Source organism: Methylobacterium hispanicum (assembly GCF_022179285.1).
GTDB lineage: Bacteria > Pseudomonadota > Alphaproteobacteria > Rhizobiales > Beijerinckiaceae > Methylobacterium > Methylobacterium hispanicum.
On the sequence record NZ_BPQO01000002.1, the window covers coordinates 124042 to 143287 of the forward strand.

Genomic DNA, 19246 nt, shown 5'->3' on the forward strand with positions numbered 1-19246 from the left:
GCCGCTCAGGCGGCGCGGACGCGCTCCGCGCTCCTCCCGCAGAGCCAATCGCGCATGGCCTCGAAGGTCGCGACCGCGGCCTCCGTCAGCGCCGCCGCGTCCGCGACCGTTTCGAGGCGGTCGCGGAACGCGGCCCACATCGGGCCGGTCGCGGGCCCGTGGGCGCGGTAATAGGCGAGCCCGTCCACGTCGAGCCCGTGCAGCGCCGCGATGCGCCGGCCGATCACCCGACCGCCGAGCGTCGAGCCCTCCAGAACGTAGAGCGCGCCGAGCGCCGGAGCGGGACCGTCGAAGCGTGGACGCGCGGGCGCCGGGAGGGCGGCGACGGCCGAGGCGTCCAAGCCCAGATGGGCGAGGTCCGCGTCGATCTTCGCGAGGCGTCGGCGGGGATCGAAGAAAGCCCCGTCCCCGAGCCCGGTGCCGATCGCCGGCTCGTAGGCGGCGTGGAAGCCGCGGAACCGCGCGAGCAGGTCGCGGTAGCCGGGCAGGGTCGCGACCCGGGTCTCCCAGTCGAGATCCCGCTCCAACCCCTCGTGCGCCGCGGCGGTCGCGGCCCGCAGGCGCGCGTGCAGGTCCCCGCTCATGCGGTGATGGTGAAGCAGGCGCCCGGATCGTTGGCGACCTCGAGCCGGGCGTTGATCTGGTCGAGCATGGCCCGGATCAGCTTCATGCCAAGGCCCGTACCGCGTGGGTTGGCGTCCCAGCCATCGGGCAGCCCGGCGCCGTCGTCGCAGACGCGCAGCTGTACGCCCGTCCCGGCCGCCGAGACCCGCACCGCCACGCGGCCCACGCCGCTCTCCCGCGAACCGTACTTGAAGGCGTTGGTCACCAGCTCCGTCGCGATGAGCGAGAGCGCCACCGCCTTGCGGTAGGGCACCATCAGGCCCGTCTCGGCGGTCATGTCGACGGCGTGGCCCTCGCCGGCGAGCGCCGCGAGGTCGCGGCACAGGTTCTCGATCGTCTGGCCGAGATCGACCTCCTCGATGGTCTCGGCCTGATAGAGACTGTCGTGGACGCGCGCGACGCTCATCACCCGGGCGGACGTGTCGGCGAAGGCCTGCCGCGCGTCCGCGTCCGCGATCTGGCGACGCTGCATCTGCAGGAAGGACGAGACGATCTGGAGCGAGTTCTTCACCCGATGGTCGATCTCGCGGGTCAGCAGGTCCTTCTGGGCGAGCAGCCGCTCCTTCTCGGCGAGCAGCCCCGTCAGCTCGTCGATCTTGCGGCGCTGGCGCAGGACCACGCCCTCGACAGCGCGGGCGAGCGAGATTGCGAGCGAGACCTGCCACTCGGCGAACGGCGTCGCGAAGCCCGTGCGCTCCTCCACCCAGCGCTCGAACGAGCGGCGCGGTAGCACCGCGACCGGCCCGTCGCCGGCGAGTACCGGCTTGCGCGGGTCCCCGCCCCAGGTCACCGTGCTGGGGACTTCCGGCCGGAACCAGACGATGAGGTTCTCGCGCTGCCCGTCCACGAAGACGGCCAGCAAACCGCTGGCAACCTCACGGTGGGGCGCGAGGCCGGGGTAGTCCGCGGTCAGGCTCATGGAGGAGAAGCTGGTCTCCTCCGCCGCAAGCCCCGCCTTCAGCCAAGCCGAGAGCTGATGCACGGCCTCGGCCGGCGGCGTACAGCCGATCAACGTGACTCGCTCGCCCGAGACGATGCCGGCGCCGGTGGCGCCGAAGAGGTCCAGGATGGTGGTCTCCCCGCCGGTCAGCGCGGCCACGAAATCGTCCGAGCGCGTCAGCTCGCGCACTAGCCGCGCCTCCGTGGCGAGATGCGCCTGGCGCTCCGCCCAGAGCGTGCGCGCCTCGATCTCTTGAACGCGCATCGCGAAGGCGTCGGTGAGCACGCCCGCGGCGGCACGGGTCTCCGGCGACACGTAGTGCGGCTGCCGGTGGTGACCGATCATCAGCCCCCAGAGCCGGTTCTGGACCATGATCGAGATCGACATCGAGCCGTTCACGCCGAGGTTGCGCTGGTACTCGAGGTGGATCGGCGACAGCGTCCGGTTCTGCGCGAAGGTGAGGTCCACGGGCGCGTTGCCGGCGGCGGGCGCGGCCACCAGCGGGACGGGGACGCAGTCCCGGTCGATCACGAACCGGCTTTTGGCCTTGGTGTAGAGCGCGCGGGCCTGGGCCGGGATGTCGGAGGCCGGAAAGCGCAGGCCGAAGAGGCTGCGGGACCAATCCGGGATCTTGTCCTCGGCAATCGCCTCGCCGTTCCAGTCGGGGTCGAAGCGGTAGACCAGCACGCACTCGAAGCCGGTGAGGGCGCGGACCTCCAGGGCGGCGATGCGGGCGGCATCCGTCAGGGTCGCGGCCGCGCGCAGGCGTCCGACCGCCAGCTCGGTGTCGGTCTGGTGGGCGTCCCCGAAATCGTCCGGGCTATCGGGCGCACGCTCCAGCTCGACGATGACACGGCCGGCATGGGCGTGCGCCACCGCGTAGTAGGCGGCGTCCCGCCCGTCGAGCCGAAGGGTGCGCCGCAACGAGCGGCCGTCCGTCAGCGTGCCGGCGGCGAGGCGGGCGCGCACGGCATCGATGAAACCCAGCGGCAGCACGGCTGCGAGCGGCCGCCCATCGAGCGCCTGGGCGGCATCGGGCAGGATCTCGAAGGCATTGGTGCTGTGGGCGAGGATCGTCAGGGTCTCGTCGTCGGCCGCGAGCATCACGGCGTTCGGCTGGATCGAGCCCGGGACGTGGATCGGCTCGCGCTCGCAGATCGAGGGATCGACCGGCTCGGCTCTGGCCCGGCTGCCGATCGCCGCCATCACGGCCTCGCGCGAGGGACCGGCGCCGAGGCTTTCGAGCGGCTCGATCGTCAGCCAATCGTGCGACCGGCCCGCCCGCATCTGCACGCGTGTGCGCAGCGGGCCCGGCCCGCGCCCGAACACGAACTCGAAGCTCTCATCGAGGGCACCGCGACGGCGTCCCGCCAGGAAGCGTCCGCGGAAGCCCGGCACATTGGTGCTCGGCACGACCTCGCGGAAGTAGTTGCGCCCGAGTACGGCCTCGCGCGAGAGTCCCCAGAGGGCGCTCGCGCCCTCGTTGAACACGAGGATGTCACCCGAGGCGTCGAGACCGACGATTGCCGCGTCGAGACGATCGAGTTCGTCGGGGGCGAGCGCGTCGAGAGCGACGTGTTCGCCTTGCGCTGCAGGCTGCGGCATCAGGTGTGGGATTGGCTCATCGGACCCCCGATATGCCGGGCGCAAAGATCGAGCGCAATGCTCAGGGTGATAGCACATGGGCCGCCCGTGCGGTGGGTCGCGCGCGTCCCGTGCGGCATCGGGTTGCGGCATCGCGCCGCGCACGCGCGCGCCGCAGCGATCGACAGGAAACCGTTGCGTCCCGGTCCGCGATCGCGGCATCCGATCTGAGAATTTGCCGCCGTCGGTCCGGAGGGCCGCTGGCGCGCCCAGGATCCATGACCGCTGCAAAGGGCCGGGCGAGACAGGGCAGCGTTCCGGTATCCCGGGCTCCGCTTCCGCGGCCCCGGGGAAGGCGGGGCGGGACCGAATTGAGACGGTCGAAGGACCCGGCCGTGGGGTAGCGAACCGGCCCCCGCACCCTGCAAACGCCGGAATCCGTTCGTCGTCCCGAAGCGGTCCCGAGAACCGGACGCTTCGACCGTGAGCGGTCTCACGCCTCGCTCTCTGCTCGCAGGAGAGCCGCGAACGCGGTCTGCAGGCCCTCCTCGACCGTCGGATGGTAGACGGGGCGGTCGAGCAGCTCGCGGGCCGATCGCCCGGCCGAGATCGCATCAGTCAGAATGTGCGCGAGGTGCTCGGCAGCCGGACCGATCATCTCACCGCCGAGCAGGCGGCCGGCACGGTCGGACCAGACGCGGACGCCGCCCCGGTTCGCGCCCTCGATCCGGGCACGGCCCTGGTCGCAGAAATCGGCTTCTCCGACGAGGCGATTGGTCGCGTCGCGCGCGTACGGTGCTCCGACCCGCGCGGTCTGCGGATGGGTAAAAACCATGGCCAGCGAGGTCCAGGGCTCGGGCGCCTCCGGGGCCTCGCCCCGCGCGAGCGCGGCGGCGTTGCGGCCGGCGATCGTGCCTTGCCGGCTCGCCTCGTGCAGGATCGGCCGCTCGGCGTTGGCGTCGCCCGCTATGAGGAGCGGGCCTCCATCGCAGACGAGACTGCGGGGATCGAAATGCGGCATCCCGTCGGCATCGAGCGGGAGGCCGGCGGTCGCCAGGTCGAGTGCGGCGAGGTTCGGCGCGCGCCCGGCCGCCGCGAGGACCCGCGCGAAGCGGCCCTCGCCGCGCCTGCCGTCGGCGGTACGCCAGGTCAGAAGAACGCCGTCAGCGGCGGTTTCGGCGCGCTCGATCTCGGTCTCGCGCAGGAGCGTCATCGCGTCGGCGAAGATCTCGGCGGCCGCCTCGACGAGGTGCGGGTGCGTGAGGCCGGCGAGGGTCGTGCCGGAATCGATCAAGGTCACGGCGACGCCGAGGCGCGCCATGGCCTGGGCCAGCTCGATCCCGACGGGGCCGCCGCCCAGCACCGCGAGCGAGTCCGGCAGGTCGTCCAGCTCGAAGATCGTATCGGTGGTGAGCAGCCGGTCGCCGAGGCCGCGCAGCGGCTCCGGGACGGTCGGGCTCGACCCGGTCGCGATGACGGCGGAGCGGAACGCGAGCGTCTCGGCACCGATCGCGAGGGTGCGGGCATCGCGCAAGCGGGCCTCGCCCGAGAGCCGGCGCGCAGCCGGAATCGCATCGACGGATTCCAGCACCGCGCCGACGAAGCGGTCGCGCTCCGCCCGGACGCGCCGCATCACGGCCGGTCCGTCGACCCGCACGCCGCCGACCCGCACGCCGAAGAGATCGGCCTGCCGGGCGGCATGGGCCGCCTCGGCCGCCGCGATCAGCAGCTTGGAGGGCATGCAGCCGACCCGCGCGCAGGTGGTGCCGCCGGGGCCGCGCTCGATCAGGACCGCATCCGCACCCGCCGCGGCCGCGGCCTGGTAGGCCGCGATGCCGGCGGTGCCGGCCCCGATGATCGCGACGTCGCAGCTGTGCTCGGACATTCCATTCCCCCGCGGGCGATCGCGCGCCCGCGGGCCAACAGGCTGCCGAAGCCTTCGTTCCGGACGGCTCCGGCCCTCAGGCCGGGCGGTTCGCCGCAGTGCCGCCGAGATGGAAGACCCGGTGCGGGACCAACTCGCCGCGCTCCACGTCGCCGACCGCGACGAGGATGCCGCCGCAGGTGGCGAAGGCCTTGCCGGCGGCCGGCGCGTCGCGCCCGCGCAGGATCACCGACTGGCCGCGCATCAGGCGCAACGCCATGTCGCGCGACACCGCGGTCGAGGGAACGCCGTCGAGCGCCGTCTCGACCGGCTGGAGATGGGCGAGGTTGGCCTCGGGGTTCTCGTTGTCGAGGCCCGGGACCGTGCAGGCGACCGCCTCCGTGAAGGGGCCGACGCGCGTGCGCCGCAGCGCCGCGATGTGGCCGTAGCAGCCGAGCATGCGCCCGAGATCGCGGGCGATGGCGCGCACGTACGTGCCCTTGCCGCACTCGGCCTCGATCACCGTCCGATCGGCCGTGTGCTCGACGATCGCCAGGTGGTCGATCTGCACCCGGCGGGGCGCCAGTTCCACCACCTCGCCCTCGCGGGCGAGATCGTAGGCGCGCTCGCCCTGGATCTTGATGGCGGAGAAGCGCGGCGGCACCTGCTCGATCGAGCCGAGGAAGTTCGGCAGCGCGGCCTCGACGGCCTCGCGGGTCGGGCGCGCCTCGCTCGTGGCGACCTCGCGGCCCTCGCCGTCATCCGTGTCGGTCTCGACGCCCCAGGCCACGGTGAAGCGGTAGGCCTTGCGACCGTCCATCACGAACGGAACGGTCTTCGTCGCCTCGCCGAGCGCGATCGGCAGGATGCCGGAGGCCAGCGGGTCGAGCGTGCCGGCGTGGCCCGCCTTCTTGGCGTTGAACAGGCGCTTGACCACCGCGACCGCGTGGGTCGAGGTCATGCCGACGCCCTTGTCGAGGATGACCCAGCCGGACACGTCGCGACGCTTCGGGCGGTCGGGGCGGGGACCGCGCTGCGGACGGCGCTCGCCGTTCCGGTCGCTCGGGCGCTCGCCCTGGAAGCGGCGCTCGCGGGGCAGGGGCATCTCGGCGGCGGCCGGGCGCTCCGGGGGCGGAAACTCGTTGATCAAAGCCGTGTCTGTCCTCTCGAACGGCGGCGGGATGGCGTCGAGGCCCGCGGCCGGGTGCGTCGGGGTTCGTGCTCGCCCGGAGTGGCGGGCGGAAATCTGCGGCAGACCGGGGTCAATGCCCCGAATCGGCATCGGGTTCGGCGTCGTCGCGATCGGGCCGCTCCAGATCGCGCTGAACCCGCTCGTCGCGCAGGAGGCGATCGATGCGGGCAGCCTCGTCGAAGGTCTCGTCGCGGCGGAAGCGCAGTTCCGGCGCGTATTTCAGGTTCACCCGCCGGGCGACCTCCTGGCGCAGCACCTTCCGGTTGCGGTCGAGCGCGGCCAGCACCGGCGCCTCGTCCTGCCCGCCGAGCGGCATGATGTAGGCGGTCGCGAGCTTGAGGTCGGGCGACATCCGCACCTCCGGCACGGTGATGACGTGCGAGGACAGGGTCGGGTCCTGCACGTCGCCGCGCTGGAGCACCTCGGCGAGCGCGTGGCGCACGAGCTCGGCCACGCGCTGCTGACGCTGAGAGGGGCCGGTGGGGGAAGGTTTCTGAGCCATTATCCAAAAGCGATCTGGCTCCGCGGCGGAGTCGGCCGGCACGGAGCGGGACAATAGAAAACGGCGGCTGCAGCCTGGGCTGCAGCCGCCGCGACCGGCCCTGACGGGACCGCGTCAGAGGCTGCGGCGGATCTCCTCGACCCGGTAGCACTCGATGGTGTCGCCGGCGCGCATGTTCTCGAAGTTCTCGAAGGCCATGCCGCAATCCTGACCGGAGGTGACCTCCTTGGCGTCGTCCTTGAAGCGCTTCAGCGTCTTCAGCTTGCCCTCGTGGATCACCACGCTGTCGCGGATCAGGCGGACATGGGCACCGCGCTCGACGATGCCGTCCTGGACGCGGCAACCCGCGACCTTGCCGACCTTCGAGACCTCGAACACCTCCTGGATCACCGCCTCGCCCAGACGCTCCTCGCGCAGCGTCGGCGGCAGCATCCCCGACAGCGTGGCTTTGATGTCGTCCACGAGGTCGTAGATGATGTTGTAGTAGCGGATCTCGATGCCGTTGCGCTCGGCCGCCTCGCGCGCCTCCTTGTGGGCCCGCACGTTGAAGCCGATCACGAAGGCCTTCGAGGCCTGCGCCAGGGTGATGTCCGACTCGGTGATGCCGCCGACGCCGGCGAGCAGGATGCGCGCCCCGACCTCGTCGTTGCCGAGCTTCTCCAGCGCGCCCGAGATCGCCTCGACCGAGCCTTGCACGTCGCCCTTGATGACGACCGGCAGCTCCTTGCGGCCGGCGCCTTCCTTCAGGTCGCGCATCATGTCGACGAGCGAGCGGTTGGCGCCGCCGCTGCGGGCCGCGGCACGCTCCCGCTTCAGGCGGGCGCGGTACTCGGTGACCTCGCGGGCACGGGCCTCGCTCGGCACAACGATCACGCGGTCGCCGGCGTCCGGCGTGCCGTTGAAGCCCAGCACCTCGACCGGAACCGAGGGACCGGCGTACTGCACGTGCTCGCCCTGGTCGTCGATGAGGGCACGAACGCGGCCCCACTCGGCGCCCGCCACGACGATGTCGCCGGTGAAGAGCGTGCCGCGCTGGACGAGGACCGTCGCCACCGGGCCGCGGCCGCGGTCGAGCTGGGCCTCGATGACCGTGCCCTCACCGTCGCGCTTCTCGTTGGCGCGCAGGTTCATGATCTCGGCCTGGATCTGGATGCCCTCGAGGAGCTCCGGCAGGCCCTGGCCGGTCTTGGCCGAGACCTCGAACTCGAGGGTCTCACCGCCCATCGACTCGACCTGGATGTCGTGCTGCAGCAGCTCCGTCCGGACCCGCTCCGGCTTCGCGTCCGGCTTGTCGATCTTGTTGACCGCGATGATCATCGGGACGCCCGCCGCCTTGGCGTGCTGGATCGCCTCGATGGTCTGGGGCATCACGCCGTCGTCGGCCGCCACCACGATCACCACGATGTCCGTCACCTTGGCGCCGCGAGCGCGCATGGAGGTGAAGGCCGCGTGGCCGGGCGTGTCGATGAAGGTGATGAGGTCGCCCGACGGCGAGGCCACCTGGTAGGCGCCGATGTGCTGGGTGATGCCGCCGGCCTCGCCCTCGACCACGTTCTCCTTGCGGATCGCGTCGAGCAACGAGGTCTTGCCGTGATCGACGTGGCCCATGATCGTGACGACCGGCGGGCGGGGATCGAGATCCTCTTCCAGATCCGGCTCGTCCGAGGTCAGACCCTCCTCGACGTCCGACTCGGCGACGCGACGCACGGTGTGGCCGAGTTCCTCGGCGATGAGCTGGGCGGTGTCCGAATCGATCACGTCGGTGATCTTGTGGATCTGGCCCTGCTTCATCAGCAGACGGATCACGTCCACGGCCCGCTCCGACATGCGGTTGGCGAGTTCCTGGATGGTGATGGTCTCGGGGATCGTCACCTCGCGCGACAGCTTCTCCTTCTGCTCCACGTGCCGGTGCCCGCTCATCCGCTGCTGGCGGCGGCGGAAGGAGGCGACCGAGCGCGTGCGCTCGTCCTCGCCCGAGGTGGCGGTGGCGATGGTGAGGCGGCCGCGGTTGCGGTCGCCGCCCGGAGATTTCGGCGTCTTGGGCGCGGCGATGATCTTGAGCGGCTGGCCGGGACGCCGGATCACCCGCTTCGTGTTGTCGCTCTCGTCCTCGGCCGCGGCGGGGCGGCCGGTCGCGGGACGCGCGGCCGTTCCGGTCGGCCGCTGCGCGGTCGTCGGGGTAGCGGGCTTCTCCGGCTCCGGCGCGGGTGCCGGGCGGGCCATGAAGTTCAGGTCGCGCGGCTTGCGCGAATCAGCCGTGATCGTGCGGCGCGGCTCGGTGGGAGCCGGTCGCGGCGCCAGAGGCGGACGAGCACCGGGCGCGGCGGCCGGACGGGCCCCGGCGGGAGCCGCTGGCCGCGCGCCGGGCGCCGGGCGGGCGGCGACCGGAGCTGCCGTGGGACGCGCGGCAGCCGGCGCTGCCGGACGGGCCGGAGGCGCGGCCGGCGGACGGGGAGCCGGCGCGGCGGACGCCTGATCGGGGGCAACCTGGGCGGGTGCGGCCTGGGCCGCGGCCGGGGCAGCAGGAGCCTCGGCGGCGGCCTTCGCCGCCTCCGCGGCCCGCTGGCGCTCCTCGGCCTCGCGGCGGGCGGCGGCCTCGGCCTCGCGCTTGCGGGCCTCCGCAGCCTCGCGCTCGCGCTGGGCTTCAGCCTCGGCGGCGCGGCGGGCCGCCTCGGCCTCCGCCTCCGCGCGACGGCGAGCCTCCTGCTGCTCACGCTCCCGACGCTGGGCGTCGGCGAGGGCGGCAGCGCGGGCGTCGCGCTCCTGCTCGCTCAGCGTCCGCAGCACGACGCCCGAGGTCGGGCGCGGCGTCGGGCGGGCGGCCGCCGGCGCGGCCGGAGCCGGCCGGGCCGCGGGAGCCGGACTCGCATCGCGGGCCGGTGCCTGGGTGCCGGGCGTGGCGCCGATCACGCGGCGCTTCACGGTCTCCACGACGACCTGCTTCGATCGGCCGTGGGAGAAGCTCTGGCGCACGGTGCCCGCCTCGATCGGCCGCTTGGAGGACAGCGGCCGCGCGGGAGCCTTGCTCAGAGTCTTGTCGCCCGGGTTGTTCGTATCGCTCATTCAGTTCGAACCCTTGAGGGTTTCCATCGTCCGTGAACCGACGCCCCCTTGAGCGCCGACCTGACTCGTCCTGAGCAGGAAGCGGTGAGCTGAGCCCACGGATCCGGCCAAGAATTCCTTAGATGTCGCATCCCGCTCGGACGCGGGCTCCGAACCCGCGACCGCCCGGAGGCTCACGCACCTCCCGGCGGAGGCAGGACACCCCCGTCATCGCGTGCAGAGCCCGGCTCCTCGACCGCCGTACCGGCGCCCTCGAAGGAGCGTAGCCGACGCCAACGCGCCAGGCAGCCGGTGGCTCCGACTCCTGCGACGAGCGCAGCGTGTATCACATGATCCCGACCCAAAGCCATGTCCAATTCGTCCTCGGACAAGTCATCCACGATCGGGATCCCCGATATGGAGCCGCCATGCCGCCTGTGCAATGCCGCAACAAGCTTGCGGCGCCCGTCCGGGCTCGCCTCCGCGGCGTGGATCAGGGCGGCGACCCCGGGCTCGGAGCCGATCGCCGACTCGACCTTCGAGAAGCCGGCCACCACGCAGCCCGCCTTGTTGGCGAGCGCGATGGCCTGCCGCAGGTCATCGCGCAGGAGCGCAGCGATCTGGTCGGGCAGGTCGGCCGGCACAGGGCCGGCCTTGCCGCGGAAGGCGCGCTGGAACTGTCGCCGCTTCACAGCCTCCGCCACCGCGTCGCGGCGCGCCGTGACCCAGGCGCCGCGGCCGGGCAGCCGCGCGCGCAGGTCCGGCACCACCGCGCCGTCCGGGCCGAGCACGAACCGGATCATCGCCTCGGGCGCCTGCACGGCGCGCGTGACGATGCAGGTGCGCTGCGGCACCCGGCGGCCCGTGACGGGGCCGGCGTCGAGCGCCGGCTCCTCGCCCGTATCGATGTCGACGGCCTCCACGCTGCGGCTCCCCGCTCGCCTCAGGCCTGCGCCTCGGCGGATTCGGCCGCGGCCTCACCCTCGCCCTCTGCGGCCTCCGGCTCCTCGGGCGCGGCCTCGACCCAGCCCGCCCGCACGCGGGCCGCCATGATCATGGCCTCGGCCTCGGCGCGCGACAGCTCGAACCCGTCGAGGTAACCCGCGTGCCGCACGGCCTCGGGGCCGCGCCCTTCCGTATAGCCGACGAGGTCGTCGGTGGCGCAGCCGGCCAGATCCTCGATCGTCTTCACGTCGTTCTCGCCGAAGGCGACCAGCATCGGCGTGGTCACGCCGTCGATCTCGCGCAGCTCGTCCTCGACGCCGAGCTCGCGGCGGCGGTCGTCGTGCTCCTGCTCGATGCGGGCGAGGTGATCCTGCGCGCGGGCCTGGATCTCGGCGCCGGTCTCCTCGTCGAGACCCTGGATGTTCGAGAGTTCCTGCGTATCGACGTAGGCGATCTCCTCGACGTTGCGGAAGCCTTCCGCCGCGAGCAGCTGGCCGACGGTCTCGTCGACGTCGAGCGCCTCCATGAAGACCTGTGTCCGCTCGGCGAACTCCTTCTGGCGGCGCTCCGATTCCTCGGCCTCGGTCAGGATGTCGATGTCCCAGCCGGTGAGCTGCGAGGCGAGCCGCACGTTCTGGCCGCGGCGGCCGATGGCGAGCGAGAGCTGGTCGTCGGGCACCACCACCTCGATGCGGTCGGCCTCCTCGTCGAGCACCACCTTCACCACCTCGGCGGGCTGGAGCGCGTTGACGATGAAGGTCGCCTGATCTTCCGACCACGGGATGATGTCGATCTTCTCGCCCTGCAGCTCGCCGACCACGGCCTGGACGCGCGAGCCCCGCATGCCGACGCAGGCGCCCACGGGATCGATGCTGCCGTCGCGCGAGATCACCGCGATCTTGGCGCGCGAGCCGGGATCGCGGGCCACCGCCTTCACCTCGACGATGCCGTCGTAGATCTCGGGCACCTCCTGGCCGAAGAGCTTGGCCATGAATTGCGGGTGCGAGCGGGACAGGAAGATCTGCGGCCCGCGCACCTCGCGGCGCACGTCGAACAGGTAGGAGCGGATGCGGTCGCCGGGGCGGAAGGTCTCGCGCGGGATCATCTCGTCGCGCCGCACGATGCCCTCGCCGCGGCCGAGATCGACGATGACGTTGCCGTACTCGACGCGCTTGACGAGGCCGTTGACGACCTCGCCGATCCGGTCGCGATACTCGTCGTACTGGCGGTCGCGCTCGGCGTCGCGCACCTTCTGGACGATGACCTGCTTGGCGGACTGGGCGGCGACGCGGCCGAAATCGAAGGGCGGCAGCGTGTCGGAGATCACGTCGCCGACGAGCGCGCCGGGATTGTAGCGGCGGGCCTGATCGAGGGTGATCTCGCGGGCGTCGTTCTCGACCTCCTCGACCACGAGCAGGTGGCGGGAGAGGCGCAACGCGCCAGTCTTGGCGTCGATCTCGGCGTGGACGTCGGTCTCGGCGCCGTAGCGGGAGCGGGCAGCCTTGGCGATCGCCTCCTCCATCGCCTCGATGACGATCTGGCGGTCGATCACCTTCTCGCGGGCGACCGCGTCGGCGATCTGGAGCAGTTCGAGCCTGTTGGCGCTGACAACGGCCATGGTTCAGGTCCTTTCCGTTCGGATTCGGTGTTCACGGGCCGCGCGGGCGGCGGAGATCGTGCGCGATTCGTTCAGTGGAACGAGTCGCGGTCCTTGAGGCGGTTCGCCTTCGTGATCACGGGCTTCTTCGGGCCGGGCCCCTTGGCGGGCTTGGTCCCGGACTTGGCCTTGACCGGCTTGTCCGCCTTGGGCTTCGGGCGCTTCGGCGCGGGGATGAAGCGCACCTGCGGGGCGGCCTCCTCCTCGGGCTCCTCGTCCTCCTCCGGCTCGTCGGCGTCCTCGGGCGGCGGGCCGCCGCGGCGGAGCGATTCGCGGATCAGCTCGTCGGTGAGGACGAGATGCGCCTCGCCGAGGTCGGCGAGAGGCAGCACGATACGGCTCGGCAGGCCCTCCTTCACGTCGGGCAGGTCGATCGGCACGGTGAGCGCGGCCACATCCGGCTCGCCCAAGATGCCGCGGAAGCGCTTGCGGCCCTCGAGCGGGCGGGCGAGCTCCACCTTGGCCTCGTGGCCCGCCCAGCGCGCGAAATCCGAGACCCGCACCAGCGGCCGGTCGATGCCGGGCGAGGAGATCTCGAGGTTGTAGGCGCCGCCGACCGGATCATCGAGGTCGAGGAGCGGCGAGATCGTGCGGCTCACCGCCTCGCAATCCTCGATCGCGCAGAGCCCGTCCGGCCGCTCGACCATGATCTGCACCGTGGCGTTGCCGCCCGTGGTGACCTTCACCCGCACGATCCGATAGCCCAGCCCCTCGACCGCGCCTTCGATCACCTGGACGACGCGCGCGGCGGCGCCGCTTTCCGTGACGAGCCGCTTCTCGGAAACCGGGGTCTCGGGGGTCTGGGTCTCGGGGGCTTGCGCCATGCTGGTCTCGCGATTCCGGGCACCCACGGGGCGCGCGATCGGCAGGCGGGATGCGGCAATAAAAAAGAGCGGGCCCCGGGGGACCCACTCCGAACCGCAGCCTCTCAGCTGCCATCAGAACTGTTAGGGCGTAGATAACTCCGGACCGGGGCAAGTTCAAGTTCCCGAGACGACGATCTCCCCGCTCTCGCCCAGCCGATCGGGCTACCTCGCGCGCTCCCGCAGCGAATCAGGAGCCTGCATGTCCTACGATGCGCGTACCGTACCGGATCCCGGCCAGCGGCACCCGCTGGCGGACCATCCGCGGGTCACCTTCATCCGCGACCTCGACCTGCCACCGAACGTCGAGGTCGGCGACTACACCTACTACGACGATCCTGCTGGGCCTCGCGCCTTCCTCGACAACATCCTGTATCACTTCGCCTTTCTGGGCGATCGCCTCGTGATCGGGCGCTTCTGCGCGATCGCGGCCGGCACACGCTTCCTGATGAACGGCGGCAATCACAGGCTGGACGCGCCCTCGACCTACCCGTTTCCGATCTTCGGCAACGCCTGGGCGGCGTACGGCCCGGAAGCGTTCCCGAACCGCGGCGACACGGTCGTCGGCAACGACGTCTGGCTCGGCTACGAATCCACTGTCCTGCCGGGCGTGACGATCGGCGACGGCGCGGTCGTCGCGGCGAAGTCCGTGGTGAGCGCCGACGTGCCGCCCTACGCGATCGTGGCCGGCAACCCGGCCCGCCTCGTGCGGATGTGCTTCTCGGAGGCCGACATCGCCCGCCTCCTGCGTATCGCGTGGTGGGACTGGGACGCCGACCGGATCACGGCCCATCTCGGCCCATCTCGGCGCGATCGGCGACGGCGACGTCGATGCGTTGGAGGCCGCCGCCTCAGCGTGAGGCGGCGTAGGGCACGGCCGGCGGCTTCAGGGGCGGCGCGTGCTCGACGCGGAGTAGAGCCACGACCCAAAGGGCCAGCAGGCAGAGGAGGCAAACCTCGCGACGGCGAAGGCGCGGCGGTTCCGGAACGAGCATGGCGGGCATCCTGTGAGGAGCCCCCCTGTGCCGCAGCGACGCTTCCGCACTGTGTGGGAAAATTACCCACACCATTCGCATCCGAGATGAGGTTTGCATCCCCTGCTCACTGGCCGCTCAGCCCAGCCCTTCCTCGATGGGAAACGGTGTGGGCTCCCACCAGCGCTCGACCCCGTGAATCCGCGCCGCCTCGGCCTCCCAGCGGTGGAGGATGGCCGCAAGCGCTGCGCGGTCGCCGGTCCGCAGCGGTTCGACGATCTCAAGGATGCGGCGGCGTGTTTTCCGGTAGGAAACGCACAGACTTGCCTTCTCCCAAGCCTCAATGGCTGCCCGCTTCCTCTGGCCAGGCTTCGGATAGACGATCTGGTCCGGCGGCTCGTAGTCGCCGTGGCTGTCCGTCTCGTACCACCTCCAGATCTGGGCGAGGAACGTGCGCGCCTCGTCGCGCGCGCCGGACGCGAGAGCGATCGCGACCTGTTGCTCGGCATGTACGCGACCGCCAGGAATAATGAACTTACGGAAAAAGGGCAGATAGGCGCGGTGGTCCTCTGCGAGTGGGCGAAGCAGGGGTAGAACCTGCTCCTCGACCGCGCATGTGAAGATGCGGTCGATGTCGGGAACCCTCCAATCCCATCTACCGACCGTACTCCCCCAAGCAGCCAATTGCGGGAATTCCGGCCGAAGCTCGTATTGCGGCTGAAGAAAATATTCCCGGGTGAACGGAGCCGGAAGAGGCTTGCGCGAAAACGATTCAACAAAGCTTCCGAAAGGATCTTCTATTGCCGATCCGTCCCAGTAGAGGGTTGTCAGACTCATATTTGAGTCGAATATATTCGGATCCAAACACCGTTTCACCCATATTTTGGCAGCGAAGTGCCGAATCGGCCTGATCCATATTACGCCCGGCTCGACTTGGATGAGATCTGGATTACGCGCCAGCAGGCTTCGAAACAGCCACTTTATCTGCTTCGCGTTTGTCACGTACGCGGCCTCATTTGAATGACGACAATCCGTTGCGTTCCTGGGAAGTGCTTCTTGGCAGCCGCCGCGTAGCGCAACGCGTTCGACCATGCGAGGCCACGCGCTCCCGTCTTATGATCATAGATGGAGGTGACCGTTGGCCTAGCTTGGTGGTAGATGTCGAGCCGACTTGTGCCGGCTTTGTTGACATGAGTTGGGAACCCTTCTTTGTCGATCAGAAATTCAGACTTGAGGCGAGAATTTTTTTGGTCTCGCACCCAAAAGTGCATCCGAGAATGAACCTAGTTACCGATCTGGCTGGGAGTCCGGAACGGATTCTCTTGCCGAACGGCCGTGTTGACCGCATCAAGCTGTGTTTGAATCGCGCCGGTCTTTGGGCAGGCGGCGTCGAGCGCCGGCTGGTCGAGCGGACCGACCCAGATCGCCGGCTTATTCCGGAAGTCCTCCGCTCCGCGGAATTCGTGCGCCGTCGCGCCCAGGACAGTCCCATAGCCGCCGCGCCTCGCTGAGAGGAACGCGAAGAGCGTGCCGGCGAGTTCCAGCGTGCGCAGGACCTGCGCGGCCACCACCGCGGCCGGAACAGCCGGAAGGAGGGCCGGCTGGATCGTCGCGTCCGGCTTTAGGCCGTTCGCCGTGAAGGTGCTGCGCCCCAGGATCTCGCCGGAGACGCCGTCGCGGATGGTCTGCGTCGCGCCCAGCGTCTCGAAGATCCGGCTCTCGCCGTCCGGCGCGGTGACCGCGTGCTGCTCGTCGAAGTCGCGCCGGCCCGCGCGGATGCGGATCGAGAGGATGCGGGTCCCGTCCTCGAGCCGGGTCTCCTCTCGGCTCTGCGCGTGCTCGGCCTCGGGCATCTGCGCCCATTGCGGCGTGACCAGCCGCAGCACCTCGGGATCGACGGCGCCACCGCCGCCGCCGACGACCCACTGCCCACCGTCCGATTGCCCGGCCGGGGCGCGCGGCTGGTCGGACCAGCCCTTCCGCCACAGGGCGTGCTCCAGGCGGAGCAGCTTCGTGTCGAGGGAGAGCTCGGCCAGGATACCCCTCAGCTGCCGGATCTCGTCACCGACCGGTTCCCGTCTCGTCACGGCACCGACCCGAATCGCCCTCGATTAGGATCAAATACCAGAACAAATCGGGAATATACAGTTATTACTCCTATCGCCGGCGAAACGAAAAACGCTGCCCCGCGAGCGGGACGACGTCGGACGGATCGATCGGGATCCGGCGCGGTGCCGGATCCCGGTGTCTCAAGCGGCCTGCCGGGCCTTGTTCAGGAGCTTGCGGTTGATCAGCACCTCGGCGATCTGCACGGCGTTCAGCGCCGCGCCCTTGCGGAGGTTGTCCGAGACGCACCAGAAGTTCAGGCCGTTCTCGATCGTGGCGTCCTCGCGGATGCGGGAGATGTAGGTCGCGTCCTCGCCGGCCGCCTCGTGGGGCGTGACGTAGCCGCCGTTCTCGCGCTTATCGACCACGAGCACGCCCGGGGCCGCGCGCAGGATCTCGGTGGCCTGCTCGGGTGTGATCGGGCGCTCGAACTCAACGTTCACCGATTCCGCGTGCCCGATGAAGACCGGCACGCGCACGGCGGTAGCCGTGAGCTTGATCTTCGGGTCGAGCATCTTCTTGGTCTCGGCGACCATCTTCCACTCTTCCTTCGTGTAGCCATCCTCCATGAACACGTCGATGTGGGGGATGACGTTGAAGGCGATGCGCTTGGTGAACTTGGTGTTCGTCACCTCGCCGGCCGTGAAGACGGCGCGGGTCTGGTTGAACAGCTCGTCCATCGCCTCCTTGCCGGCGCCGGAGACCGACTGGTAGGTCGAGACCACCACGCGCCTGATGCCGGCCGCCTCGTGCAGGGGCTTCAGCGCCACGACGAGCTGGGCCGTCGAGCAGTTCGGGTTGGCGATGATGTTGCGCTTGGTGAAACCCGCGACGGCGTCGGCGTTCACCTCGGGCACGATCAGCGGCACGTCGGCGTCGTAGCGGAAGGCCGACGAGTTATCGATGACCACGCAGCCGGCCTGCCCGATGCGCGGGCTCCACTCCTTCGAGGTCTCGCCGCCGGCCGACATCAGACAGATGTCGGTATCGGAGAAGTCGTGGGTGTCCAGCGCTTTGACCTTCAGGATCTTGTCGCCGAAGGAAACCTCCTGGCCCTGGCTGCGCCGCGAGGCCAGCGCCACGACCTCGTCGGCGGGGAAAGCCCGCTCGGCCAAGATATCCAGGATCTCGCGGCCCACGTTGCCCGTGGCGCCCACGACGGCGACCTTGTAGCCCATTGTCCACTCCGCTTGTCCCGAACGACCCGGCCGCCGCATCCATCGCGGGCCCCGGTCTCCTCGCGCCCGCGTCCTGCGCGGGCCGACCGGCCGGTTCGCTTGCCCCAATACGGGCATGGCCGCGCGCGCCCGGCCCGACAGGCAGGTGGGTGCGGCAGCCGGGGTGAGCAAGACGCCGACCCCGCGCGCCTGTCAAGCGGCAGAGCAGGGCGGCGGCTCACAGGCGCAACCATCGATTCACCCTGCGCGCGGGAACACGGTGACGGGCGCGCTGCCGGAAAGGTCTTGGTGCCGGGTGGAGACCGAGGATCGGGGCGCGGCGGACGCTGATCCGCCGAGGCGAGCCCCCGGCCCCCCTTGCGCACGATGCCGTTCGACCGGACCGAAGACGCTGACGAGCCCCCGGCGCGACTGCCGCTGCTCGGCCTGACCGCGAAGCTCGCCGTCGCCCTTGCCACGGTGGCGCTGCTCGCGCTGCTCGCGCGCGGCCGAGTCGAGACGCCGTCCGCGCCATCCGAACCTGCGCTGGCCGACGCATTCTTCGTGCCGTCGGCCCTCGCGGCGCCGGCCAAGCCCGCGGCGCCTGCCCTGCCGGGCCGGCTCGGGATCGACGAGCCGGAAGCGATCGATCCGGTCCGGCTGGAGCCGGCGCGGGTCAACCCAGTCACGGGTCTGCGGGAGGAGACGCTGGCCCGGGGCGATTTCGACGCGATCGAATCGAGCGCGCTGCGCCTGACGCTCGCCCGGGAGGCCGGCTCGGAGAGGCCGGGCCTCTTCGTGACCCTGGTCAGGCGCGGGGCGGACGGACCCGGCATCGCGGTGGTCCGCACCGGCGCTCGGGGCAGGATCGACACCAAGTTCGGGCCAGTCGAGACCCTGGAGGCGACGCTGGCTGGCGGGGCGCGGCGGGTCTGCACCGGCTTCGCGACGCTCGAGGTCGCGCCGCCGCGCATCGACGGCTGGCTCTGCGCGCCGCTGGCACAGCCTCCGGAGCCGCGCGCAATCGCCTGCATCCTCGACGCCCTGACCCTGGAGGGTGCGGAAGGTCCGTCCGCGGCGCGCTTCCGCGCCGCCGAGGCGCGCCGCGACCCGGGTTGCCGGCCGGCCCAGCCCAGCGCTGCCGCGGACCCGCCCGCGGGTCGGACCGGCTCGATCCGTAGCCGCCGTGCCGCTGCCGGACGAGGCTGAGGCGCGGCGCAAAAAAAATGAGGCGAATCTGCGGCAGAACCGTGCTAGCTCGGCCATTGGGGTGGAACAACGGCAACGCTCGGACGTCTACTCACCAAGAAGACGCGGCGGATTTTTAACACTGTCCTGCCACGATCACCCCCGTTTTCAACAAGGTGCGACATGCGCTCGATCAAGATCGCCCTGCTGGGCGCCCTCGCCGTCGCCGGCCCCGGGCTCGGCACCACGGCTCCGGCTCAGGCCCAGGACGGCTACGCCCCCGGCGTCGGCTACTACCGGGTCAGCCGCCCGCTGCCGATCCGTATCCGCCCGCGCAGCTGGCTCGACGCCGGCAACGTGGTCGAGCCCGGCAACGGCTCTGTCTCGAACCCGGCCACAAACCCGGTTCTGATCGCCCAGTCGAACTCCCTGAACCCGGTCTACGGCCGCAACGACCGCTTCGGCTTCGGCATCCTGCCCGACCCGATCACCAACGGTCCGTTCATCGGCGCCCGGAACAGCTCGATCCGCAACGTCGATCTCTCGGCCTTCGACGCCATCGACCCGACCTCGTACGTGTCGCGCTACGGCAACCCGTACTGAGTCGC

Annotated in this window: 14 protein-coding genes and 1 pseudogene; 3 read left to right on the forward strand and 12 right to left on the reverse strand. The window is 70.8% G+C overall.

Annotation, left to right across the window (positions count from 1 at the left end; all coding sequences use genetic code 11):
* Positions 1-5 precede the first annotated feature (5 nt).
* From MFF56_RS02585 to rimP, 9 genes are all read right to left on the reverse strand, one after another.
* Complete coding sequence (locus MFF56_RS02585) at positions 6-584, reverse strand: biliverdin-producing heme oxygenase (RefSeq protein WP_066921555.1); 579 nt, start codon at positions 582-584, stop codon at positions 6-8.
* Complete coding sequence (locus MFF56_RS02590) at positions 581-3169, reverse strand: histidine kinase dimerization/phosphoacceptor domain -containing protein (RefSeq protein WP_066921553.1); 2589 nt, start codon at positions 3167-3169, stop codon at positions 581-583. The genes MFF56_RS02585 and MFF56_RS02590 overlap by 4 nt, the downstream gene beginning before the upstream one ends.
* A 472-nt stretch (positions 3170-3641) precedes the next feature.
* Positions 3642-5033: a dihydrolipoyl dehydrogenase gene (locus MFF56_RS02595; protein WP_066921551.1), complete on the reverse strand. Its 1392-nt coding sequence runs from the start codon at positions 5031-5033 to the stop codon at positions 3642-3644.
* 76 nt (positions 5034-5109) lie between these two features.
* Positions 5110-6117 carry a tRNA pseudouridine(55) synthase TruB gene (gene truB / locus MFF56_RS02600; protein ID WP_066921568.1) on the reverse strand — a complete coding sequence of 336 codons (1008 nt, stop codon included), beginning with the start codon at positions 6115-6117 and terminating at the stop codon, positions 5110-5112.
* 157 nt (positions 6118-6274) lie between these two features.
* Positions 6275-6706 (reverse strand): 30S ribosome-binding factor RbfA, encoded by a 432-nt coding sequence (rbfA, locus tag MFF56_RS02605; protein ID WP_066921549.1) that lies wholly within the window; start codon positions 6704-6706, stop codon positions 6275-6277.
* 114 nt (positions 6707-6820) lie between these two features.
* Positions 6821-9769, reverse strand: coding sequence for a translation initiation factor IF-2 (infB, locus tag MFF56_RS02610; RefSeq protein ID WP_066921546.1), 2949 nt, complete (start codon positions 9767-9769; stop codon positions 6821-6823).
* 173 nt (positions 9770-9942) lie between these two features.
* Positions 9943-10671 (reverse strand): RNA-binding protein, encoded by a 729-nt coding sequence (locus MFF56_RS02615; protein ID WP_066921544.1) that lies wholly within the window; start codon positions 10669-10671, stop codon positions 9943-9945.
* 20 nt (positions 10672-10691) lie between these two features.
* The gene (gene nusA, locus MFF56_RS02620; RefSeq protein ID WP_066921542.1) at positions 10692-12311 is read right to left on the reverse strand and encodes a transcription termination factor NusA; all 1620 of its coding nucleotides are present in this window, start codon (positions 12309-12311) and stop codon (positions 10692-10694) included.
* 71 nt (positions 12312-12382) lie between these two features.
* Complete coding sequence (gene rimP, locus MFF56_RS02625) at positions 12383-13174, reverse strand: ribosome maturation factor RimP (protein ID WP_238229384.1); 792 nt, start codon at positions 13172-13174, stop codon at positions 12383-12385.
* Positions 13175-13415: 241 nt separating this feature from the next.
* Between rimP and MFF56_RS32050 the strand changes: the two are divergent.
* Positions 13416-14009: pseudogene (locus tag MFF56_RS32050) on the forward strand (CatB-related O-acetyltransferase); the annotation flags it as partial.
* Between the two features lie 316 nt (positions 14010-14325).
* Here the strand turns inward: MFF56_RS32050 and MFF56_RS02635 are convergent.
* The 3 genes from MFF56_RS02635 to MFF56_RS02645 all read right to left on the reverse strand — a co-directional run bounded on the left by MFF56_RS02635 (position 14326) and on the right by MFF56_RS02645 (position 17471).
* Entirely contained in the window at positions 14326-15279 is a 954-nt protein-coding gene (locus tag MFF56_RS02635; protein ID WP_156453688.1) for a hypothetical protein, read from the reverse strand.
* 191 nt (positions 15280-15470) lie between these two features.
* Positions 15471-16274, reverse strand: a complete 804-nt coding sequence (locus tag MFF56_RS02640; RefSeq protein ID WP_066921967.1) for a hypothetical protein — start codon at positions 16272-16274, stop codon at positions 15471-15473.
* Between the two features lie 162 nt (positions 16275-16436).
* Positions 16437-17471: an aspartate-semialdehyde dehydrogenase gene (locus tag MFF56_RS02645; RefSeq protein WP_066921968.1), complete on the reverse strand. Its 1035-nt coding sequence runs from the start codon at positions 17469-17471 to the stop codon at positions 16437-16439.
* Positions 17472-17837: 366 nt separating this feature from the next.
* Here MFF56_RS02645 and MFF56_RS02650 point away from each other — a divergent pair, with 366 nt between their 5' ends.
* Positions 17838-18659, forward strand: coding sequence for a hypothetical protein (locus MFF56_RS02650; protein ID WP_082773021.1), 822 nt, complete (start codon positions 17838-17840; stop codon positions 18657-18659).
* A 162-nt stretch (positions 18660-18821) separates the two neighbouring features.
* A complete protein-coding gene (locus tag MFF56_RS02655) occupies positions 18822-19241 on the forward strand; it encodes a hypothetical protein (protein ID WP_066921971.1) in 420 nt (139 codons plus the stop codon).
* The last annotated feature ends 5 nt before the right edge of the window (positions 19242-19246 follow it).

Bases quoted from the DNA above. Each gene is read 5' to 3' on its own strand.
- MFF56_RS02650 (WP_082773021.1), top strand. From the start codon at position 17,838: ATGCCGTTCGACCGGACCGAAGACGCTGACGAGCCCCCGGCGCGACTG.
- MFF56_RS02655 (WP_066921971.1), top strand. From the start codon at position 18,822: ATGCGCTCGATCAAGATCGCCCTGCTGGGCGCCCTCGCCGTCGCCGGC.
- nusA (WP_066921542.1), bottom strand. From the start codon at position 12,311: ATGGCCGTTGTCAGCGCCAACAGGCTCGAACTGCTCCAGATCGCCGAC.
- rimP (WP_238229384.1), bottom strand. From the start codon at position 13,174: ATGGCGCAAGCCCCCGAGACCCAGACCCCCGAGACCCCGGTTTCCGAG.
- rbfA (WP_066921549.1), bottom strand. From the start codon at position 6,706: ATGGCTCAGAAACCTTCCCCCACCGGCCCCTCTCAGCGTCAGCAGCGC.
- infB (WP_066921546.1), bottom strand. From the start codon at position 9,769: ATGAGCGATACGAACAACCCGGGCGACAAGACTCTGAGCAAGGCTCCC.
- MFF56_RS02645 (WP_066921968.1), bottom strand. From the start codon at position 17,471: ATGGGCTACAAGGTCGCCGTCGTGGGCGCCACGGGCAACGTGGGCCGC.
- MFF56_RS02590 (WP_066921553.1), bottom strand. From the start codon at position 3,169: ATGCCGCAGCCTGCAGCGCAAGGCGAACACGTCGCTCTCGACGCGCTC.
- MFF56_RS02595 (WP_066921551.1), bottom strand. From the start codon at position 5,033: ATGTCCGAGCACAGCTGCGACGTCGCGATCATCGGGGCCGGCACCGCC.
- MFF56_RS02635 (WP_156453688.1), bottom strand. From the start codon at position 15,279: ATGGTCGAACGCGTTGCGCTACGCGGCGGCTGCCAAGAAGCACTTCCC.
- MFF56_RS02585 (WP_066921555.1), bottom strand. From the start codon at position 584: ATGAGCGGGGACCTGCACGCGCGCCTGCGGGCCGCGACCGCCGCGGCG.
- truB (WP_066921568.1), bottom strand. From the start codon at position 6,117: ATGCCCCTGCCCCGCGAGCGCCGCTTCCAGGGCGAGCGCCCGAGCGAC.